The sequence below is a fragment of the Pseudomonas sp. E315 genome (assembly GCF_055406205.1).
In genome coordinates this window covers 88,794-101,026 of the sequence record NZ_JBUZPJ010000002.1, presented here as the reverse complement: position 1 = coordinate 101,026, position 12,233 = coordinate 88,794, and the positions used below count along the sequence as shown (strand labels likewise).

Annotated in this window: 14 protein-coding genes and 1 riboswitch; of the genes, 7 read left to right on the top strand and 7 right to left on the bottom strand. The window is 57.7% G+C overall.

The window, feature by feature from the left end; translation table 11 throughout:
* Positions 1-87: 87 nt before the first annotated feature.
* Entirely contained in the window at positions 88-672 is a 585-nt protein-coding gene (locus ACZRJQ_RS03790; protein ID WP_463977084.1) for a YajG family lipoprotein, read from the top strand.
* 59 nt (positions 673-731) lie between these two features.
* On the opposite strand, the gene ACZRJQ_RS03785 is transcribed toward ACZRJQ_RS03790, so the two are convergent.
* Together ACZRJQ_RS03785 and ACZRJQ_RS03780 are read right to left on the bottom strand one after the other, a co-directional pair.
* The gene (locus ACZRJQ_RS03785; RefSeq protein WP_048378183.1) at positions 732-938 is read right to left on the bottom strand and encodes a hypothetical protein; all 207 of its coding nucleotides are present in this window, start codon (positions 936-938) and stop codon (positions 732-734) included.
* Between the two features lie 155 nt (positions 939-1,093).
* Positions 1,094-2,260, bottom strand: coding sequence for a 1-acyl-sn-glycerol-3-phosphate acyltransferase (locus tag ACZRJQ_RS03780; protein WP_463977083.1), 1,167 nt, complete (start codon positions 2,258-2,260; stop codon positions 1,094-1,096).
* Between the two features lie 105 nt (positions 2,261-2,365).
* Here ACZRJQ_RS03780 and ACZRJQ_RS03775 point away from each other — a divergent pair, with 105 nt between their 5' ends.
* The 4 genes from ACZRJQ_RS03775 to ACZRJQ_RS03760 are packed head-to-tail and all read left to right on the top strand — an operon-like array spanning position 2,366 to position 4,351.
* Positions 2,366-2,548, top strand: a complete 183-nt coding sequence (locus tag ACZRJQ_RS03775; RefSeq protein WP_463977082.1) for a CPXCG motif-containing cysteine-rich protein — start codon at positions 2,366-2,368, stop codon at positions 2,546-2,548.
* Positions 2,549-2,560: 12 nt separating this feature from the next.
* A complete protein-coding gene (locus ACZRJQ_RS03770) occupies positions 2,561-2,821 on the top strand; it encodes a putative signal transducing protein (protein ID WP_463977081.1) in 261 nt (86 codons plus the stop codon).
* A gap of 50 nt (positions 2,822-2,871) precedes the next feature.
* Positions 2,872-3,498 carry an SOS response-associated peptidase gene (locus tag ACZRJQ_RS03765; protein WP_463977080.1) on the top strand — a complete coding sequence of 209 codons (627 nt, stop codon included), beginning with the start codon at positions 2,872-2,874 and terminating at the stop codon, positions 3,496-3,498.
* A gap of 34 nt (positions 3,499-3,532) precedes the next feature.
* Positions 3,533-4,351 carry a M48 family metallopeptidase gene (locus ACZRJQ_RS03760; RefSeq protein WP_463977079.1) on the top strand — a complete coding sequence of 273 codons (819 nt, stop codon included), beginning with the start codon at positions 3,533-3,535 and terminating at the stop codon, positions 4,349-4,351.
* A 61-nt stretch (positions 4,352-4,412) separates the two neighbouring features.
* Here the strand turns inward: ACZRJQ_RS03760 and ACZRJQ_RS03755 are convergent, their stop codons facing one another.
* The 3 genes from ACZRJQ_RS03755 to ACZRJQ_RS03745 all read right to left on the bottom strand — a co-directional run bounded on the left by ACZRJQ_RS03755 (position 4,413) and on the right by ACZRJQ_RS03745 (position 7,254).
* Positions 4,413-4,997 carry a TMEM165/GDT1 family protein gene (locus ACZRJQ_RS03755; protein WP_463977346.1) on the bottom strand — a complete coding sequence of 195 codons (585 nt, stop codon included), beginning with the start codon at positions 4,995-4,997 and terminating at the stop codon, positions 4,413-4,415.
* A gap of 91 nt (positions 4,998-5,088) precedes the next feature.
* Positions 5,089-5,210: riboswitch (yybP-ykoY riboswitch) on the bottom strand.
* Positions 5,211-5,259: 49 nt separating this feature from the next.
* A complete protein-coding gene (locus ACZRJQ_RS03750) occupies positions 5,260-6,258 on the bottom strand; it encodes a methyltransferase (protein WP_463977078.1) in 999 nt (332 codons plus the stop codon).
* Between the two features lie 27 nt (positions 6,259-6,285).
* A complete protein-coding gene (locus ACZRJQ_RS03745; RefSeq protein ID WP_463977077.1) occupies positions 6,286-7,254 on the bottom strand; it encodes a 2-hydroxyacid dehydrogenase in 969 nt (322 codons plus the stop codon).
* 80 nt (positions 7,255-7,334) lie between these two features.
* On the opposite strand from ACZRJQ_RS03745, the gene ACZRJQ_RS03740 reads away from it, so the two are divergent.
* On the top strand, positions 7,335-7,964 hold the full coding sequence (locus ACZRJQ_RS03740) for a LysE family translocator (protein WP_463977076.1): 630 nt from the start codon (positions 7,335-7,337) through the stop codon (positions 7,962-7,964).
* A gap of 190 nt (positions 7,965-8,154) precedes the next feature.
* On the top strand, positions 8,155-9,921 hold the full coding sequence (locus ACZRJQ_RS03735) for a DUF1302 domain-containing protein (RefSeq protein WP_463977075.1): 1,767 nt from the start codon (positions 8,155-8,157) through the stop codon (positions 9,919-9,921).
* On the opposite strand, the gene ACZRJQ_RS03730 is transcribed toward ACZRJQ_RS03735, so the two are convergent.
* Both ACZRJQ_RS03730 and ACZRJQ_RS03725 read right to left on the bottom strand, forming a co-directional pair.
* Complete coding sequence (locus ACZRJQ_RS03730) at positions 9,918-11,111, bottom strand: MFS transporter (protein ID WP_463977074.1); 1,194 nt, start codon at positions 11,109-11,111, stop codon at positions 9,918-9,920. The genes ACZRJQ_RS03735 and ACZRJQ_RS03730 overlap by 4 nt on opposite strands.
* Before the next feature lie 75 nt (positions 11,112-11,186).
* Entirely contained in the window at positions 11,187-12,224 is a 1,038-nt protein-coding gene (locus tag ACZRJQ_RS03725) for a heme-dependent oxidative N-demethylase family protein (protein ID WP_463977073.1), read from the bottom strand.
* Positions 12,225-12,233 lie beyond the last annotated feature (9 nt).

Here is a 12,233-nt window from a genome sequence, read left to right as displayed (position 1 = left end):
CAGGGCGGTGACAGCAAGCGGCTAGTTAGCAGGCGCACAGCACCGCTATACTGGCGACCGGTTTTACCCAGTCCTGGAGAGATGAGCATGTTGCAACGCCTGTTGTTCGGTTTGATTACTGTGACCAGTTTGACTCTGGTCGGCTGCGCCCACAGCCCGCAACAACTCAGCCCGCAACCCAAGCTGACCACACAGCTTGCGCCGGTCGGTCGTGGGCAGCCTGTGGTGGTGCGTGTGGTTGATGGTCGTCCGTCGCCCACCTTGGGCACTCGCGGTGGCATGTACCCTGAAACCAGCGCGATCAGCGTCAGCAGTGCCGACTTGATCCCCAAGCTGCAAGCCCAGGCTGAGGCGGCTGTGCGTTTGTTGGGTTACACCCCAACGTCCAATGCCCTGAATGCGCCGCAGTTGACTGTGACCTTGGCTGAACTTAAGTACCAATCGCCTAAAGACACCATGTACGTGACCGAAGCCACCATCGGCGCGACCTTTCGCTCTGATGTGAAGAATGGCGGCCGTACTTACAGTGGTCGTTACGGCGCTTCGCTGGACCAGCGTTTTGGCATGGCGCCAAATCAGGAGACCAACACCAAGCTGGTGAGCGACGTGCTGAGCGATGCGCTGACTCGTGTGTTCAAAGACCCGTCGGTCGGTCGTTTGCTGGGCGAGTAACGCTGGCAAAGCAAAAAGCCCGAGTTCACTGAACTCGGGCTTTTTTGTGCGACTCAGGTTTAGGCCGCCTCAGCATACAACTCAAGCCGACTGACGCCTGTTAGCAAGTCTAGTTCGGGCAGGTCTGCGTGAGCATGGCCGCTGAGTGCGCAGTAAACCAGCCAGTGGCGGTCTTGAACGTTAAACGCCAAGCCTTCGATCAATGCCTGCTGCTCGTCGCTGGGAGCAATGAGATAGAGGCGATCCTGATTTTCTGCGTGCAGCATGACAAGCTCCGTGTCGGTGTTGAGGGGCCACAGAGTGACCTCTCTACATGACGATACGGTGACACAGAAAATTAGTAGGTCTGAAATGCTCCGCAGGAGCTGTCGTAGGCTGCGCTCTTTTAAAAGCCACAGCGTGCTTCAGCTCCTGCGGGTGATTACAGCGGCAAACCGGCTTTGATTCGGTACTGGTTACGCACAGGCATGGCGTACTGCAACACCAGATACGGCCGGTGCTCGGCAGGGCAGGCGTCCAGACGACGTTGCCATTCTTGCTGAGCTTTGGCCAGTTCGTCGGCGGGGAATACCTGGGCCGCGCTTGGCACCTGCAACTGCGGGTCAGCATCCGCCCATTGTGCGTATGCCAAGTAGTGCACCGGGAACAGGCGATAGCCGCTGAGAATCTGGCGATCCATTTCAGCCGCGAGCAATTTACTGTCCTCAAACGCTTCGGTAATCGGCGCTGCGAAGTTCACGTGAACACGGCCTTTGTAGCCCGTGATGCCGTTGGCGATGCTGGTGTCGTCTTCGCCGGGTGCCTTGCTGTAAGTGCCGGTGGTGGCGCGGATATAGAGTTCGCGGGCCTTGGCTTGATCACAGGGGTCGTATTCGTAGCTGATTGACACCGGAGTCATGTGCAGCGACTGAATGACCTCGGCGAACGGCTCGCTTTTACGGCTCATGTGGAACATCTTCAAAATCGCTGAGTCAGTACGATCATCGCCGTCTTTAGCGCGCCCTTCGGCTTGTGCGATCCAGATCGATTGGCAATCGTTGCGAATCGAATGGTTGATATAAGCCGATAGCAGTTGGTAGGCGGCCAGCTTTTCGCGGCGCCCAGTGATCGAGCGGTGAACGATGAAGCTCTTGTTCAGGCGCATCAAATCGCTGACAAACGGTTTTTGCAGCAGGTTGTCGCCGATGGCGATGCGGGGCGTTGGCAGCCCTGCGTGGTACACCGCGTAATTAACGAATGCAGGGTCCATCACGATGTCGCGATGGTTGGCCAAAAACAGGTAGGCGGTGCCCGATTTGAGTTGTTCAACGCCGGTATAAGTGACGCCATCGGTAGCGTGCTCAATGGTGCGGTCGACATACACTTCGACCTTGTCTTGCAAGGTGGCGACGGAGGTGACGCTGGCGAACTCTTTACGCAGACGATGCGCTATAAGAGGTTTTAACAACCAGCCGAACGCGCCAGCCAAGCGCGGGAAGCGAAAGTGGGTCAGGATGTCTAAAAACGCCTTGTCGCTGAGCAGCCGGGCCAGCACTGCTGGGACTTCGGCGTCGTCGTAAGGTCGGATGGAATCGAATTCGCCCATCATGCTCTCTTGTTGGAAACGGCTAGGGTAAGTAAACAGGGCAGGACAAAAAGAATAGCCCTGCAAATAGACCGGCGATTATACGCACAAGTCACTCTGGAGACCGCGATGCTTGAGACCGAACACTACGATTGCCCTTATTGTGGCGAGCCAGCCGAAGCCGTGCTTGATCTCTCGGGGGGGGACCAAACCTACATTGAAGATTGCCCTGTGTGCTGTCGGCCAATTGTATTCACCCTTCAGACCGATGGTCATGAGTGGATGCTGGATGTTCACAGCGAAAATGAGTAACAGGTGAGCAGCATGCAACGCATTTACGAACCCGAAAACTTGATGGAAGCCGAGCTTTTGCTGGGCATGCTGGCCAGCGAAGGCATTGAAGCGTGCCTTCAAGGGCGCGATTTAATAGGCGGCACGGGCGAGTTGCCCGCTTTGGGTTTGCTGGGTTTGGCTGTGGCCGACGATCAGGCGCTTTGCGCGCGGGAGTTGATCGATGCGTACAATGCCGCGTCGCCGGTGGCGGGCGATGAGCCCCAGAGCTTCCCTGACGTCTTGATTTGCTGAGACCGGCGCCTGCTTTTTCCCTGCTATATAAACAAGAGTTGTACAGCCCCATGTGTGGACGTTTTGCCCTGTTTCGCTGGAACCCGGCCTTTGCTGCCTTGCCCGGTTTCCCCGCAGATCAACAAGCCCAATGGAATATTTCGCCCAATGACTCGGTATTGATCATGCGCGCTGGCGCAGAGCCGGGGCAGCGAGAGCTGGCCCGAGCCCGCTGGGGGCTGACGCCCGCCTGGCTCACCGACCTGTCACGTACGCCCGCGCATGCCCGCGCTGAAACCTTGGCTGAGCAGCCGATGTTTCGTGAGGCTTTTCGTCAGCGTCGCTGCCTGATCCCGGCCAATGGTTTTTATGAGTGGCGCGGTACAACCCGCAAAAGACCGTACTGGCTAACGCCGGGCGAGGGCGCCTCGCTGTTTTTTGCCGGTATCTGGGAGGCGTATCCAGTGCAAGGGCACGTTTGGCTGAGCACCGCGGTGGTGACTCAGGCGGCGGCCAGCCAGCGTCGCCCACTGATTTTGGATGAGGTTGGCCAACAAGCGTGGCTGGACCCGCAAACGCCACTTCACGTTTTGCAAGCTTTGCTCGCCAGCCCGCAAGCGCCATTGCGCGAACGGCCATTGGCCAATCTGGTGAACGATCCCAAACTCAATGCACCTGAGTGCCTGACACCGGGCTGAGGTAGGATACGTGCCATCTTTAGGGAGAGTCGTGATGGGTAAGTTAGCGATAGTGTGCGCGGTGGGTGCCGGGTTGCTGCTCGGCGGCTGCCAGGCGGTCAATACCACCAATGCGGGAGCGGTAGGCGTTGAGCGAAAGCAGTACATGTTCAGCATGCTGTCGAGTCAGGAAGTTGACCAAATGTACGCACAGTCGTACCAACAAACCGTGAGCGAGGCTGGCACCAAGGGGGCTTTGGACAAGACAAGCGCCAACGCCAAACGACTGCAAGCCATCGCCAACAGGCTGATTGCCCAAGCGCCAGCTTTTCGCCCGGACGCCGCGCAATGGAACTGGGAAGTCAACTTGATCAAAAGTGACGAGCTCAACGCCAACTGTGGGCCGGGCGGCAAGATCATCTTCTACAGCGGGATTATTGATCAGCTCAAACTGAGTGATGACGAGATCGCTGCAATCATGGGGCATGAAATTGCCCACGCCTTGCGCGAACACGGCCGTGAGTCCATGTCAAAAGCCTATGGCATCGAAATCGCTAAACAGGGTGCCGGTGCATTTTTGGGCTTGGGACAGGACAGCCTGGCGCTGGCCGACACCGTAGTGAACTACAGCCTCACACTGCCCAATAGTCGCAGCAATGAAAACGAAGCCGATTTGATTGGTCTGGAGTTGGCCGCGCGTGCGGGCTACAACCCGAATGCAGCGATTACCCTGTGGCAAAAAATGGCTCAAGAATCGCAAAGTGCTCCGCCCGAATTCATGAGCACTCACCCGGCTTCCAGCAGCCGGATTGCGGCGCTTGAAGCGGCAATTCCAAAGGTTATGCCGTTGTATCAGCAAGCCCCCAAAAACTGACAAAACCACGCATCAGAGATGCCGCAGGCTGCGGCATCTCTAGCGCGTGGTTACGTGCTTTTTACACCCAGCCACTAATGGCCATTGCTTTGTACACCGCCACAGCGGCCAGTACGAAGAACGCGGTCGCCGCCAAGCGGCGGATCAGGGTAAGCGGCAGTTTGTCAGCGGCAAAGTTACCCGCCAGTACCACCGGCACGTTGGCAATCAACATGCCCAGCGTGGTGCCGATAATGACTAGCCACAGATCTGGGTATTGCGCGGCCAGCATGACCGTCGCGACTTGGGTCTTATCACCGATTTCTGCGATGAAAAACGTAATCAGCGTTGTCACGAAAGGCCCGTACTTGCGCGCTGTGCTGGCTTCGTCGTCATCCATTTTGTCTGGTACCAGGGTCCAGAGTGCAGTGGCGGCAAAGCTGGCGGCCAAGATCCAGTGCAGTGTGATATCAGTGAAGAAACTCCCGACCCACGCGCCTACGGCACCGGCCGCCGCATGGTTAGCCAGCGTCGCGGCGACGATGCCGGCGATGATCGGCCAGGGTTTACGAAAGCGTGCGGCGAGAATGAGTGCGAGCAGTTGCGTCTTGTCGCCGATTTCGGCCAAGGCAACGATTGCGGTAGGAACGAGTAAGGAGTCGAGCATCATCAGGTAAGTTTCCAGGGGCGGGTCGACACGGCTATGACACGTACAGCCTCCCCGCCCCGGGTAAGGTGTTCGTGTCATAGGTCTTGTCAAACCCTGGTCCGTCTGTGCGGACACCTGGGTCGCATGCACCATGGTCTGTTGACCAAGTATGTTGACGCATGCCGGATGAGCGTGGGGCTCAAAGGAGACTACTCCCCTAGGACGGAGCGGATTCTGCCTAGGCAAACCCGATCCGGCAAGCCCTGTTTTTCAAAATGTGTTAGCGGCGTTTGGCGCTGTAGATCCGAAAACCCTGACCTTCACCCTTGACCGAACACACGCCAAAATGCTCTTCGATCAGTGGCTGATAGCGCAAAAAGCTGTTGGCCACAATCCGAAGTTCTCCCCCTGATTTCAGATGTTTGACTGCTTTTTGCAGCAAGTTCTCTGTCGCGTGGTAATCGGTATGAACACCGACATGAAAGGGCGGATTGCTCAGAATGGAGTTCAAACCCATTGGCGCCGCATCAATGCCGTCACCGGTAATGACTTCGCCTTCCAGACCGTTGGCGGCCAGTGTCAGGCGGCTGCTGGCGGTGGCAAAGGCATCAACATCCAGCAAGGTGACGCTGTTATGCGGGTAACGACGCTTGACTGCCGCCCCCAACACACCCGCGCCGCAGCCGAAGTCGAGTACGTGGCCGCTCGGCAGTTTGTCCAAATGCTCCAGCAATAAGGCGCTGCCGCGATCCAGTCTGCCGTGGCTGAAGACCCCCGGCAGGCTGACCACTTTCAGTGGGCCTTCGGTCAGCGGCAGTTCGTAATGTTGGGCGAGCTCTGCCAGCACAGGCGCCGCGGGCGCAGTCTCCACAGTGACTTGCCACAGCTGGCAATGCCGCGCGCTGTCCAGCTTGCGCGGTTTGCCGAAAGGGACGAGCTGTTTGGACGCACCTTCGATGCCGCCTTTTTTCTCACCCACCAAAAACACATCGGCGCCGGGCAAGCGCGCGGCCACGGCCTTGAGCACGTAATCGCTCAGCTCTTTGGACTTGGGCAAAAACACCACGGCGGTATCGAATGTGCGCTCTGGCACTTCGATGCCAAAGTGCACACGGCCTGGGTAGCGGGCGTCCAGCGCGGCTTGATCGCCCGCATGCCAGCACCAGCCGTGAGCGTTTGGCAATTCGCCAAGCAGTTGATCGGGCGGCAAGCCGACTAACAGCAACGAGCCTTGAAAGTAGTCAGGCTGACGAAGCAGTACTTCACTGCGCGGATCCATAATCTGCTCCTCAAAAAGGGGCGCAGTTTAGCAACTGACGACCCGCAGCGCTGTAGCGTTGAAGAACGCTTGGGCGTTTTCGCTCAATTGCCCCACGATTCGCTGCCGAGCCTCACGGCTGCCCCAGGCACTGTGCGGCGTAATGATCAGACGTGGGATGTCGGCAGCCAGCAGCGGGTTACCTTCGCGAGGCGGCTCAACGCTCAGCACATCAGTTGCTGCGCCACCCAGATGGCCGCTGCGCAAGGCGTCTGCCAAGGCTTGTTCGTCGATCATGCCGCCCCGGGCGGTGTTGACCACAAATGCACCGGGCTTGAGCAGTGCGAGTTCGCGAGCGCCGATAAAGTGGCGCGTGTGTTCGTTGAGCGGGCAGTGAAATGTCAGGGCGTCGACTTGCGGTAGCAGTTCATCCACGGACAGTCGATCAGGTCGTGCAGGGCGGCCGGGAATTTGTCCGATTAACACGCGCATGCCAAAGGCTTCGGCCAGTTTGGCCACTGCGCTGCCAAGTTCACCGTGACCGAACAGGCCGAGGGTTTTGCCTTCCAGCTCGACGATGGGGAAGTCCAGCAAGCAGAACTGTTTGGCCTGCTGCCATTGGCCCTCGGTAACGGCTTTTTGGTAGTCGATCAAACGTGTGGCCAGCGCCAGCAAGAGCCCCAGCGTGTGTTGTGCCACCGACGGTGTGCCATAACCCTGGCAATTGGCAACGGTGATGCCTTGGGCGCGGGCGGCTTGAAGGTCAACGTTATTGGTACCGGTGGCTGCCACCAAAATCAGCTTCAGGTCGGGGCAGGCCGCAAGTGTTTGGGCATTCAGCAGGATTTTATTGCTGATAGCGATGCCAGCACCCTGCAAACGCTCGACGACGTTATCGGGCGTGGTGTCTGCGTACAGTTGCAACTCGCTGAAGCTGCGGTGCAGCGGGCCGAGGTCAAGATCACCCAAATCCAGTGAGGTGTGATCCAGAAACACTGCGCGGCGATTGTTAGTCATCAACTGTCCCTTTTGTGCTGTCGAGTGAAGGCGTAATGTGGCGAGCCTAACAGAAGAAACAATTTGTAATGGAGCCGTGCATGTACTGGACAGAATTCTTGACCGTTGCCTTGATTCACTTACTCGCCGTGGCGAGCCCTGGGCCGGATTTTGCCGTGGTGGTGCGTGAGAGCGTGACTCACGGCCGTCGTGCGGGCATGTTTACGGCGTTTGGTGTGGGCACCGCCATTTTTGTGCATGTGGGTTATTCGCTGCTAGGCATCGGGATCATTGTGTCGCAGTCGATTGTGCTGTTTAACGCCCTGAAATGGCTGGCAGCGGCGTATTTGCTGTACATCGGCATCAAGGCACTGCGCGCCAAGCCAGCAGATCCAGCCGCTTTGGCTGCGACCTTGCCGGTCGGTGAGCGCACCGCACGCGGTGCTTTTACTTCCGGTTTTGTCACCAACGGCCTGAACCCCAAAGCGACCCTGTTTTTCCTGTCGCTGTTCACGGTGGTTATTAACCCCCACACGCCGCTGTCGATTCAGGCGGGTTATGGCGTATACCTTGCGGTCGCAACAGGCGCTTGGTTTTGCATGGTTGCCATGTTATTTAGCCATCAGCGTGTGCGCACCGGCTTTGCGCGCATGGGGCATTGGTTTGATCGCACTATGGGCGCGGTGTTGGTTGCGCTGGGCGTGAAGCTGGCCTTTACCGAGATGAATTAATCAATATTGGTTTGTCGTCGCTGGCGCAGGCTGCGATGGGTTGCGAAGCAACCCGTTAACTTGAAAATCCCACTATCGCTTCGCAGCCTGCACCAGCGACTACGACGATCTGCGTTCACACGATCTTGTCAAAATCTGGTTTTGCTTCATCCTTGCGGGCTTATTGCTTTCAGCCCACGGAGAAGTATCAATGCCCTCAGTCAACCGGTTCTGGCGCCGAGTCAAACTGCCGCTGGCAGTCAGCCTTGCCTCGACGCTCGCCGGGCCTGCATGGGGCGTAAGCTTCAATATTGGCGAAATCGAAGGTCAGATAGATTCTGAACTGTCGATTGGCGCCAGTTGGTCCACGGCTAAGGCCGATCACCATTTGATCGGGGCCAATAATGGTGGCAAAGGTCACTCTGAAATCTCGGACGACGGCCGTTTGAACTTCAAACGAGGCGAAACCTTTTCAAAGATCTTTACCGGCATGCACGGGTTGGAACTCAAATACGGCGACAGCGGCCTGTATGTGCGGGGCAAGTATTGGTACGACTTTGAGCTGCAAGACGACAGTCGCCCCTTCAAACCCATCAGCGACAGTGGCCGTAAAGCGTCCGCGCAATCAGCCAGCGCGCAGTGGCTGGATGCGTTTGTGTATCACAACTACGCCATTGCCGATCAACCGGGTGCTGTGCGCTTAGGCAAGCAAGTAGTGAGCTGGGGCGAAAGTGCGTTTATTGGCGGGGGAATCAATGCGATCAACCCGACAGACGTATCAGCCTACCGGCGACCGGGTACTGAACTTAACGACGGGTTAGTGCCGGTTAATCTGTTTTATATCTCGCAAAACCTCACCGATAACCTGTCCGCCGAGGCGTTTTATCAGCTGGATTGGGAGCAGTCCGAGGCCGATAACTGCGGCACATTTTTCTCGCAGTCCGACGTGATTGCCGACGGTTGCAGTAATAACTATCGGGTGCTGAACAAACGCTCGGCGCTGAATATGGCTGATTTGGCGGCATTGACGTCTGCGGGCGTCGATGTGAACGGCGAGGGCGTGTTGGTGCGCCGTGACGCTGATCGCGATGCGCGTAACGGTGGGCAATTTGGTGTGGCCATGCACTATGTGTTTGAGCCGCTGGACACTGAATTTGGCGCGTACTTCATCAACTACCACAGCCGCGACCCCATTATCAGCGGGCGTGGGGCTTCGCAGTCGGCGTATAACGCGGCTTCGTCCTCAGGCGGTTTGGCGCCGATGATTGTCGCGGGCAACTCAAGCTATTACGTCGAGTATCCCGAAGACATTCGTTTGTACGGCTTGAGCTTCAACACGACCTTATCCACAGGCACGGCCTGGAAAGGCGAGTTGAGTTATCGTCCCAATGCGCCGGTGCAACTCAACAGCAACGATGTGCTGTACGCAAACCTCACACCGCTGCCTGGTTTTGGCGATGCTTCCCCGCTGAGGGTAGTCCCGGGGGCTGATATTCAAGGTTATCGGCGTAAAGAGATCAGTCAGTTTCAGACTTCGCTGACACACATCTTCGACAATGCAATGGGCGCTGATCGTCTGACATTGGTGGGTGAAGTCGGTGTTACCCACGTTGGTGGGCTTGAAGGCAGCTCCAGCCTGCATTACGGGCGCGATCCGGTGTTTGGCTCATCGGGTAACGAGGGCTTTACCACGGCGAACGCGTGGGGTTATCGCGGCCGAGCAGTGTGGGAATACAACGGCGTGATGGCTGGCCTGAACCTCAAACCTAATCTGGCATGGGCGCATGATGTCAGTGGCTATTCGCCTGCCCCCGACAACACCTTTCAGGAAGGCCGGAAAGCCATCAGCCTGGGGCTCGACGCCGAATACCAGAACACCTATACCAGCAGCTTGTCGTACACCAACTTTTTTGGTGGCCGGTACAACACACTCAGCGACCGGGATTTCATGACGCTGAGTGTGGGGCTCAAGTTTTAAGCAGCAGCCACCAGCCCGAATGCGGGCTGTTCACGGCGCACTTTGTTTAGCGGGATGATGACCAGCAGCAAGGTCAACAGCACAGTAACTGCGATGCCCCAAGCCGCCAGGGTGAAACCGCCCATAGAGATCAGGCCCCCGGAAATCGCGGGGCCTACCGCCAGGCCCAAGCTCAGAAAGCTGCTGGCGGCCGCCACGACCCGCCCTTCGCGATCAAGGGCTGCGGCCAGCCCTGTGAGGTAACTCAGGGCGTAGAAATAGGTGATGCAGATGGTCATCACACCGATGGTGTAGAGCGTTTTGGAATGTTCGCCCAGTACATAGCTCAAGCTGGTGCCGCCGGTCAGCAAAATCGCCAGAATCACCGGGGTGCTAAGGCCGAAGCGTTTACCGATCATGGCGGCCAGCAACGGCCCGATCAGCCCGACCATCGATTGAACAGACAGTAATATGCCGAGTTCCTCGCCGCTGTAACCGACCATGGTGCCGATCCGCTCGACAAACGCCCAGCCCATTGTGTCCCGTGCCTGAAACACAAACATCGCGAGCATCATGCAGATGGCTGGCAGACTCAGCAGCACATTGCCCGAGCCAGCGCTGACGGTATGGGTTTGGGCCTTTGGTGCATGCTGAGGCATAAAAGGAATGGCCAGCAGCATGACCGCCATAGTTGCTGCCATCGCGTAATACAGCCCTGGCAAACCATACGCAGCCATTACTTTGGCGTAGCCCAGCATCACAACAATCATGAGCACCACCGATAACACGTTCATGTGCCCGGCGATTCGGTCAGGTTGTTTGGCACTGGCCACACAGGCGTTGCCGCACGCCAGTGCAAGGCCTGCGCCGATACCCGCCACGCAGCGTACGGCGGCCAAGGAGTAAAGGTCAGTCATGCTCGCGCTGACCACGTTGGCGACAATGGCCAACAAGGTTCCGGCTATCGCCAATGTACGGCGCGGAGCGCGGCCCATCAGGGGGGCCACCAGCAATGAAGCAAGCATGGTGAAAATGAATTCGGCCGACATCAAAATGCCAGCTTGGGCCTCATTAAGATTGAGGTCGTGGATGATCGCACTGATCAAAAAGGGCAGCGCCCAAAGACCGAGCAAGCCGACACCATAGGCGGAGGCTGCCGCGGAGAACACCAGGCTCCAGCTCTCAGGCAGGAAGTTTCGTATTGTTTTCATGGGGTGATCCCTGGGGGGTGAGAAACAGACCAGTGCGAAAAGCGCGCCATATAGGCGCGCTTTCAGGCTTGGGGTTTATTGTTGGCTTTCGTCAACGGGCGTGCCGTCGTCGTATTGCGACAGCCAAGTGACCATCTCGTCGCGGTAACGGGTGAAGCCCTTGTAGTCGACCAGTTCCTGATCCAAGTCGCGGATCACGCGGTGCATGCGCTTGGCCCATTGTGGGGCGAACTCGGCCAGTTGTTTGAGGCTCACCAGATAAGTGCGAACCGGGAATAGCACGGCGTTACTGCGCGGCAGGCGGTGCAGTGGTTGCAGCTCGACGCGCAGGTTGACCAGATCACCGGCGTTTTCGGCGGTTACGATGGTGCGATCCGGCGCCCAGTCGGGCAGGGTTTCGGCCGAGGTTTCCAGGCGTGGATTAACGGTGATCGACCAGTTGGTTCGGCGTACCGGGTGGCCAGGGCGCAGGCGCAGCAAGAACTTGAGCGCACGTTGCAAAATACCCATTTCGTGCAGTTTTGGAACCGGGCCGTGGAACTCCATGAAGCTCATGCCCAAGTTAAAACGTAGCGAGTAATCGGCACGCTGAGTAGCCATGCCGGCGCCCATGATCAGGGTTTCGTCACGTTCTTCCAGCAAGATGAACTCGCCCTGAGCCTGACGGGTGATGTATTCCATCGGGTCCATCGGCAAGGTGCTGGTGTCGCCAAAGGTGAACGTCTGGTTGATCTGCAGCGGGCGGTTGATCCAGTGCCACTGGCTGCCGTTCTTCTCCAGCGTGAAGTGCTCGGGGAAGTCCCGCGAGTAAGACTCCATCAGCAGTTCGAGCAAGTCCCACTGTGCTTCCATCATGTGCGGCAGCGCAGCGTAATGAACGCCTGGCTCGTTTTTCAGGGTTTCAGCGCGGTGATGACACTCGGAGATGTAGTGCTCGTCGATATCAAACTGAGCGCGCAAGGCACCTTCACCGAACGGTACATGCGGCTCCACGTTCATCGAGTACATGTACTCGTCTTCCGGGTAAGGGAAGGGCAGGCGGGTCACGGCTTCGCGGCTGTTGCTGTAGGTGTAATCGCCCGAATAGGTTTCGATAGGCTTGAAAGCAGTCATAACAGAACG

Coding starts and splice junctions, on each gene's coding strand:
- ACZRJQ_RS03780 (WP_463977083.1), bottom strand. CDS start 2,260: ATGATGGGCGAATTCGATTCCATCCGACCTTACGACGACGCCGAAGTC.
- ACZRJQ_RS03745 (WP_463977077.1), bottom strand. CDS start 7,254: ATGACTAACAATCGCCGCGCAGTGTTTCTGGATCACACCTCACTGGAT.
- ACZRJQ_RS03775 (WP_463977082.1), top strand. CDS start 2,366: ATGCTTGAGACCGAACACTACGATTGCCCTTATTGTGGCGAGCCAGCC.
- ACZRJQ_RS03730 (WP_463977074.1), bottom strand. CDS start 11,111: ATGAAAACAATACGAAACTTCCTGCCTGAGAGCTGGAGCCTGGTGTTC.
- ACZRJQ_RS03760 (WP_463977079.1), top strand. CDS start 3,533: ATGGGTAAGTTAGCGATAGTGTGCGCGGTGGGTGCCGGGTTGCTGCTC.
- ACZRJQ_RS03790 (WP_463977084.1), top strand. CDS start 88: ATGTTGCAACGCCTGTTGTTCGGTTTGATTACTGTGACCAGTTTGACT.
- ACZRJQ_RS03735 (WP_463977075.1), top strand. CDS start 8,155: ATGCCCTCAGTCAACCGGTTCTGGCGCCGAGTCAAACTGCCGCTGGCA.
- ACZRJQ_RS03755 (WP_463977346.1), bottom strand. CDS start 4,997: ATGCTCGACTCCTTACTCGTTCCTACCGCAATCGTTGCCTTGGCCGAA.
- ACZRJQ_RS03740 (WP_463977076.1), top strand. CDS start 7,335: ATGTACTGGACAGAATTCTTGACCGTTGCCTTGATTCACTTACTCGCC.
- ACZRJQ_RS03785 (WP_048378183.1), bottom strand. CDS start 938: ATGCTGCACGCAGAAAATCAGGATCGCCTCTATCTCATTGCTCCCAGC.
- ACZRJQ_RS03750 (WP_463977078.1), bottom strand. CDS start 6,258: ATGGATCCGCGCAGTGAAGTACTGCTTCGTCAGCCTGACTACTTTCAA.
- ACZRJQ_RS03770 (WP_463977081.1), top strand. CDS start 2,561: ATGCAACGCATTTACGAACCCGAAAACTTGATGGAAGCCGAGCTTTTG.
- ACZRJQ_RS03725 (WP_463977073.1), bottom strand. CDS start 12,224: ATGACTGCTTTCAAGCCTATCGAAACCTATTCGGGCGATTACACCTAC.
- ACZRJQ_RS03765 (WP_463977080.1), top strand. CDS start 2,872: ATGTGTGGACGTTTTGCCCTGTTTCGCTGGAACCCGGCCTTTGCTGCC.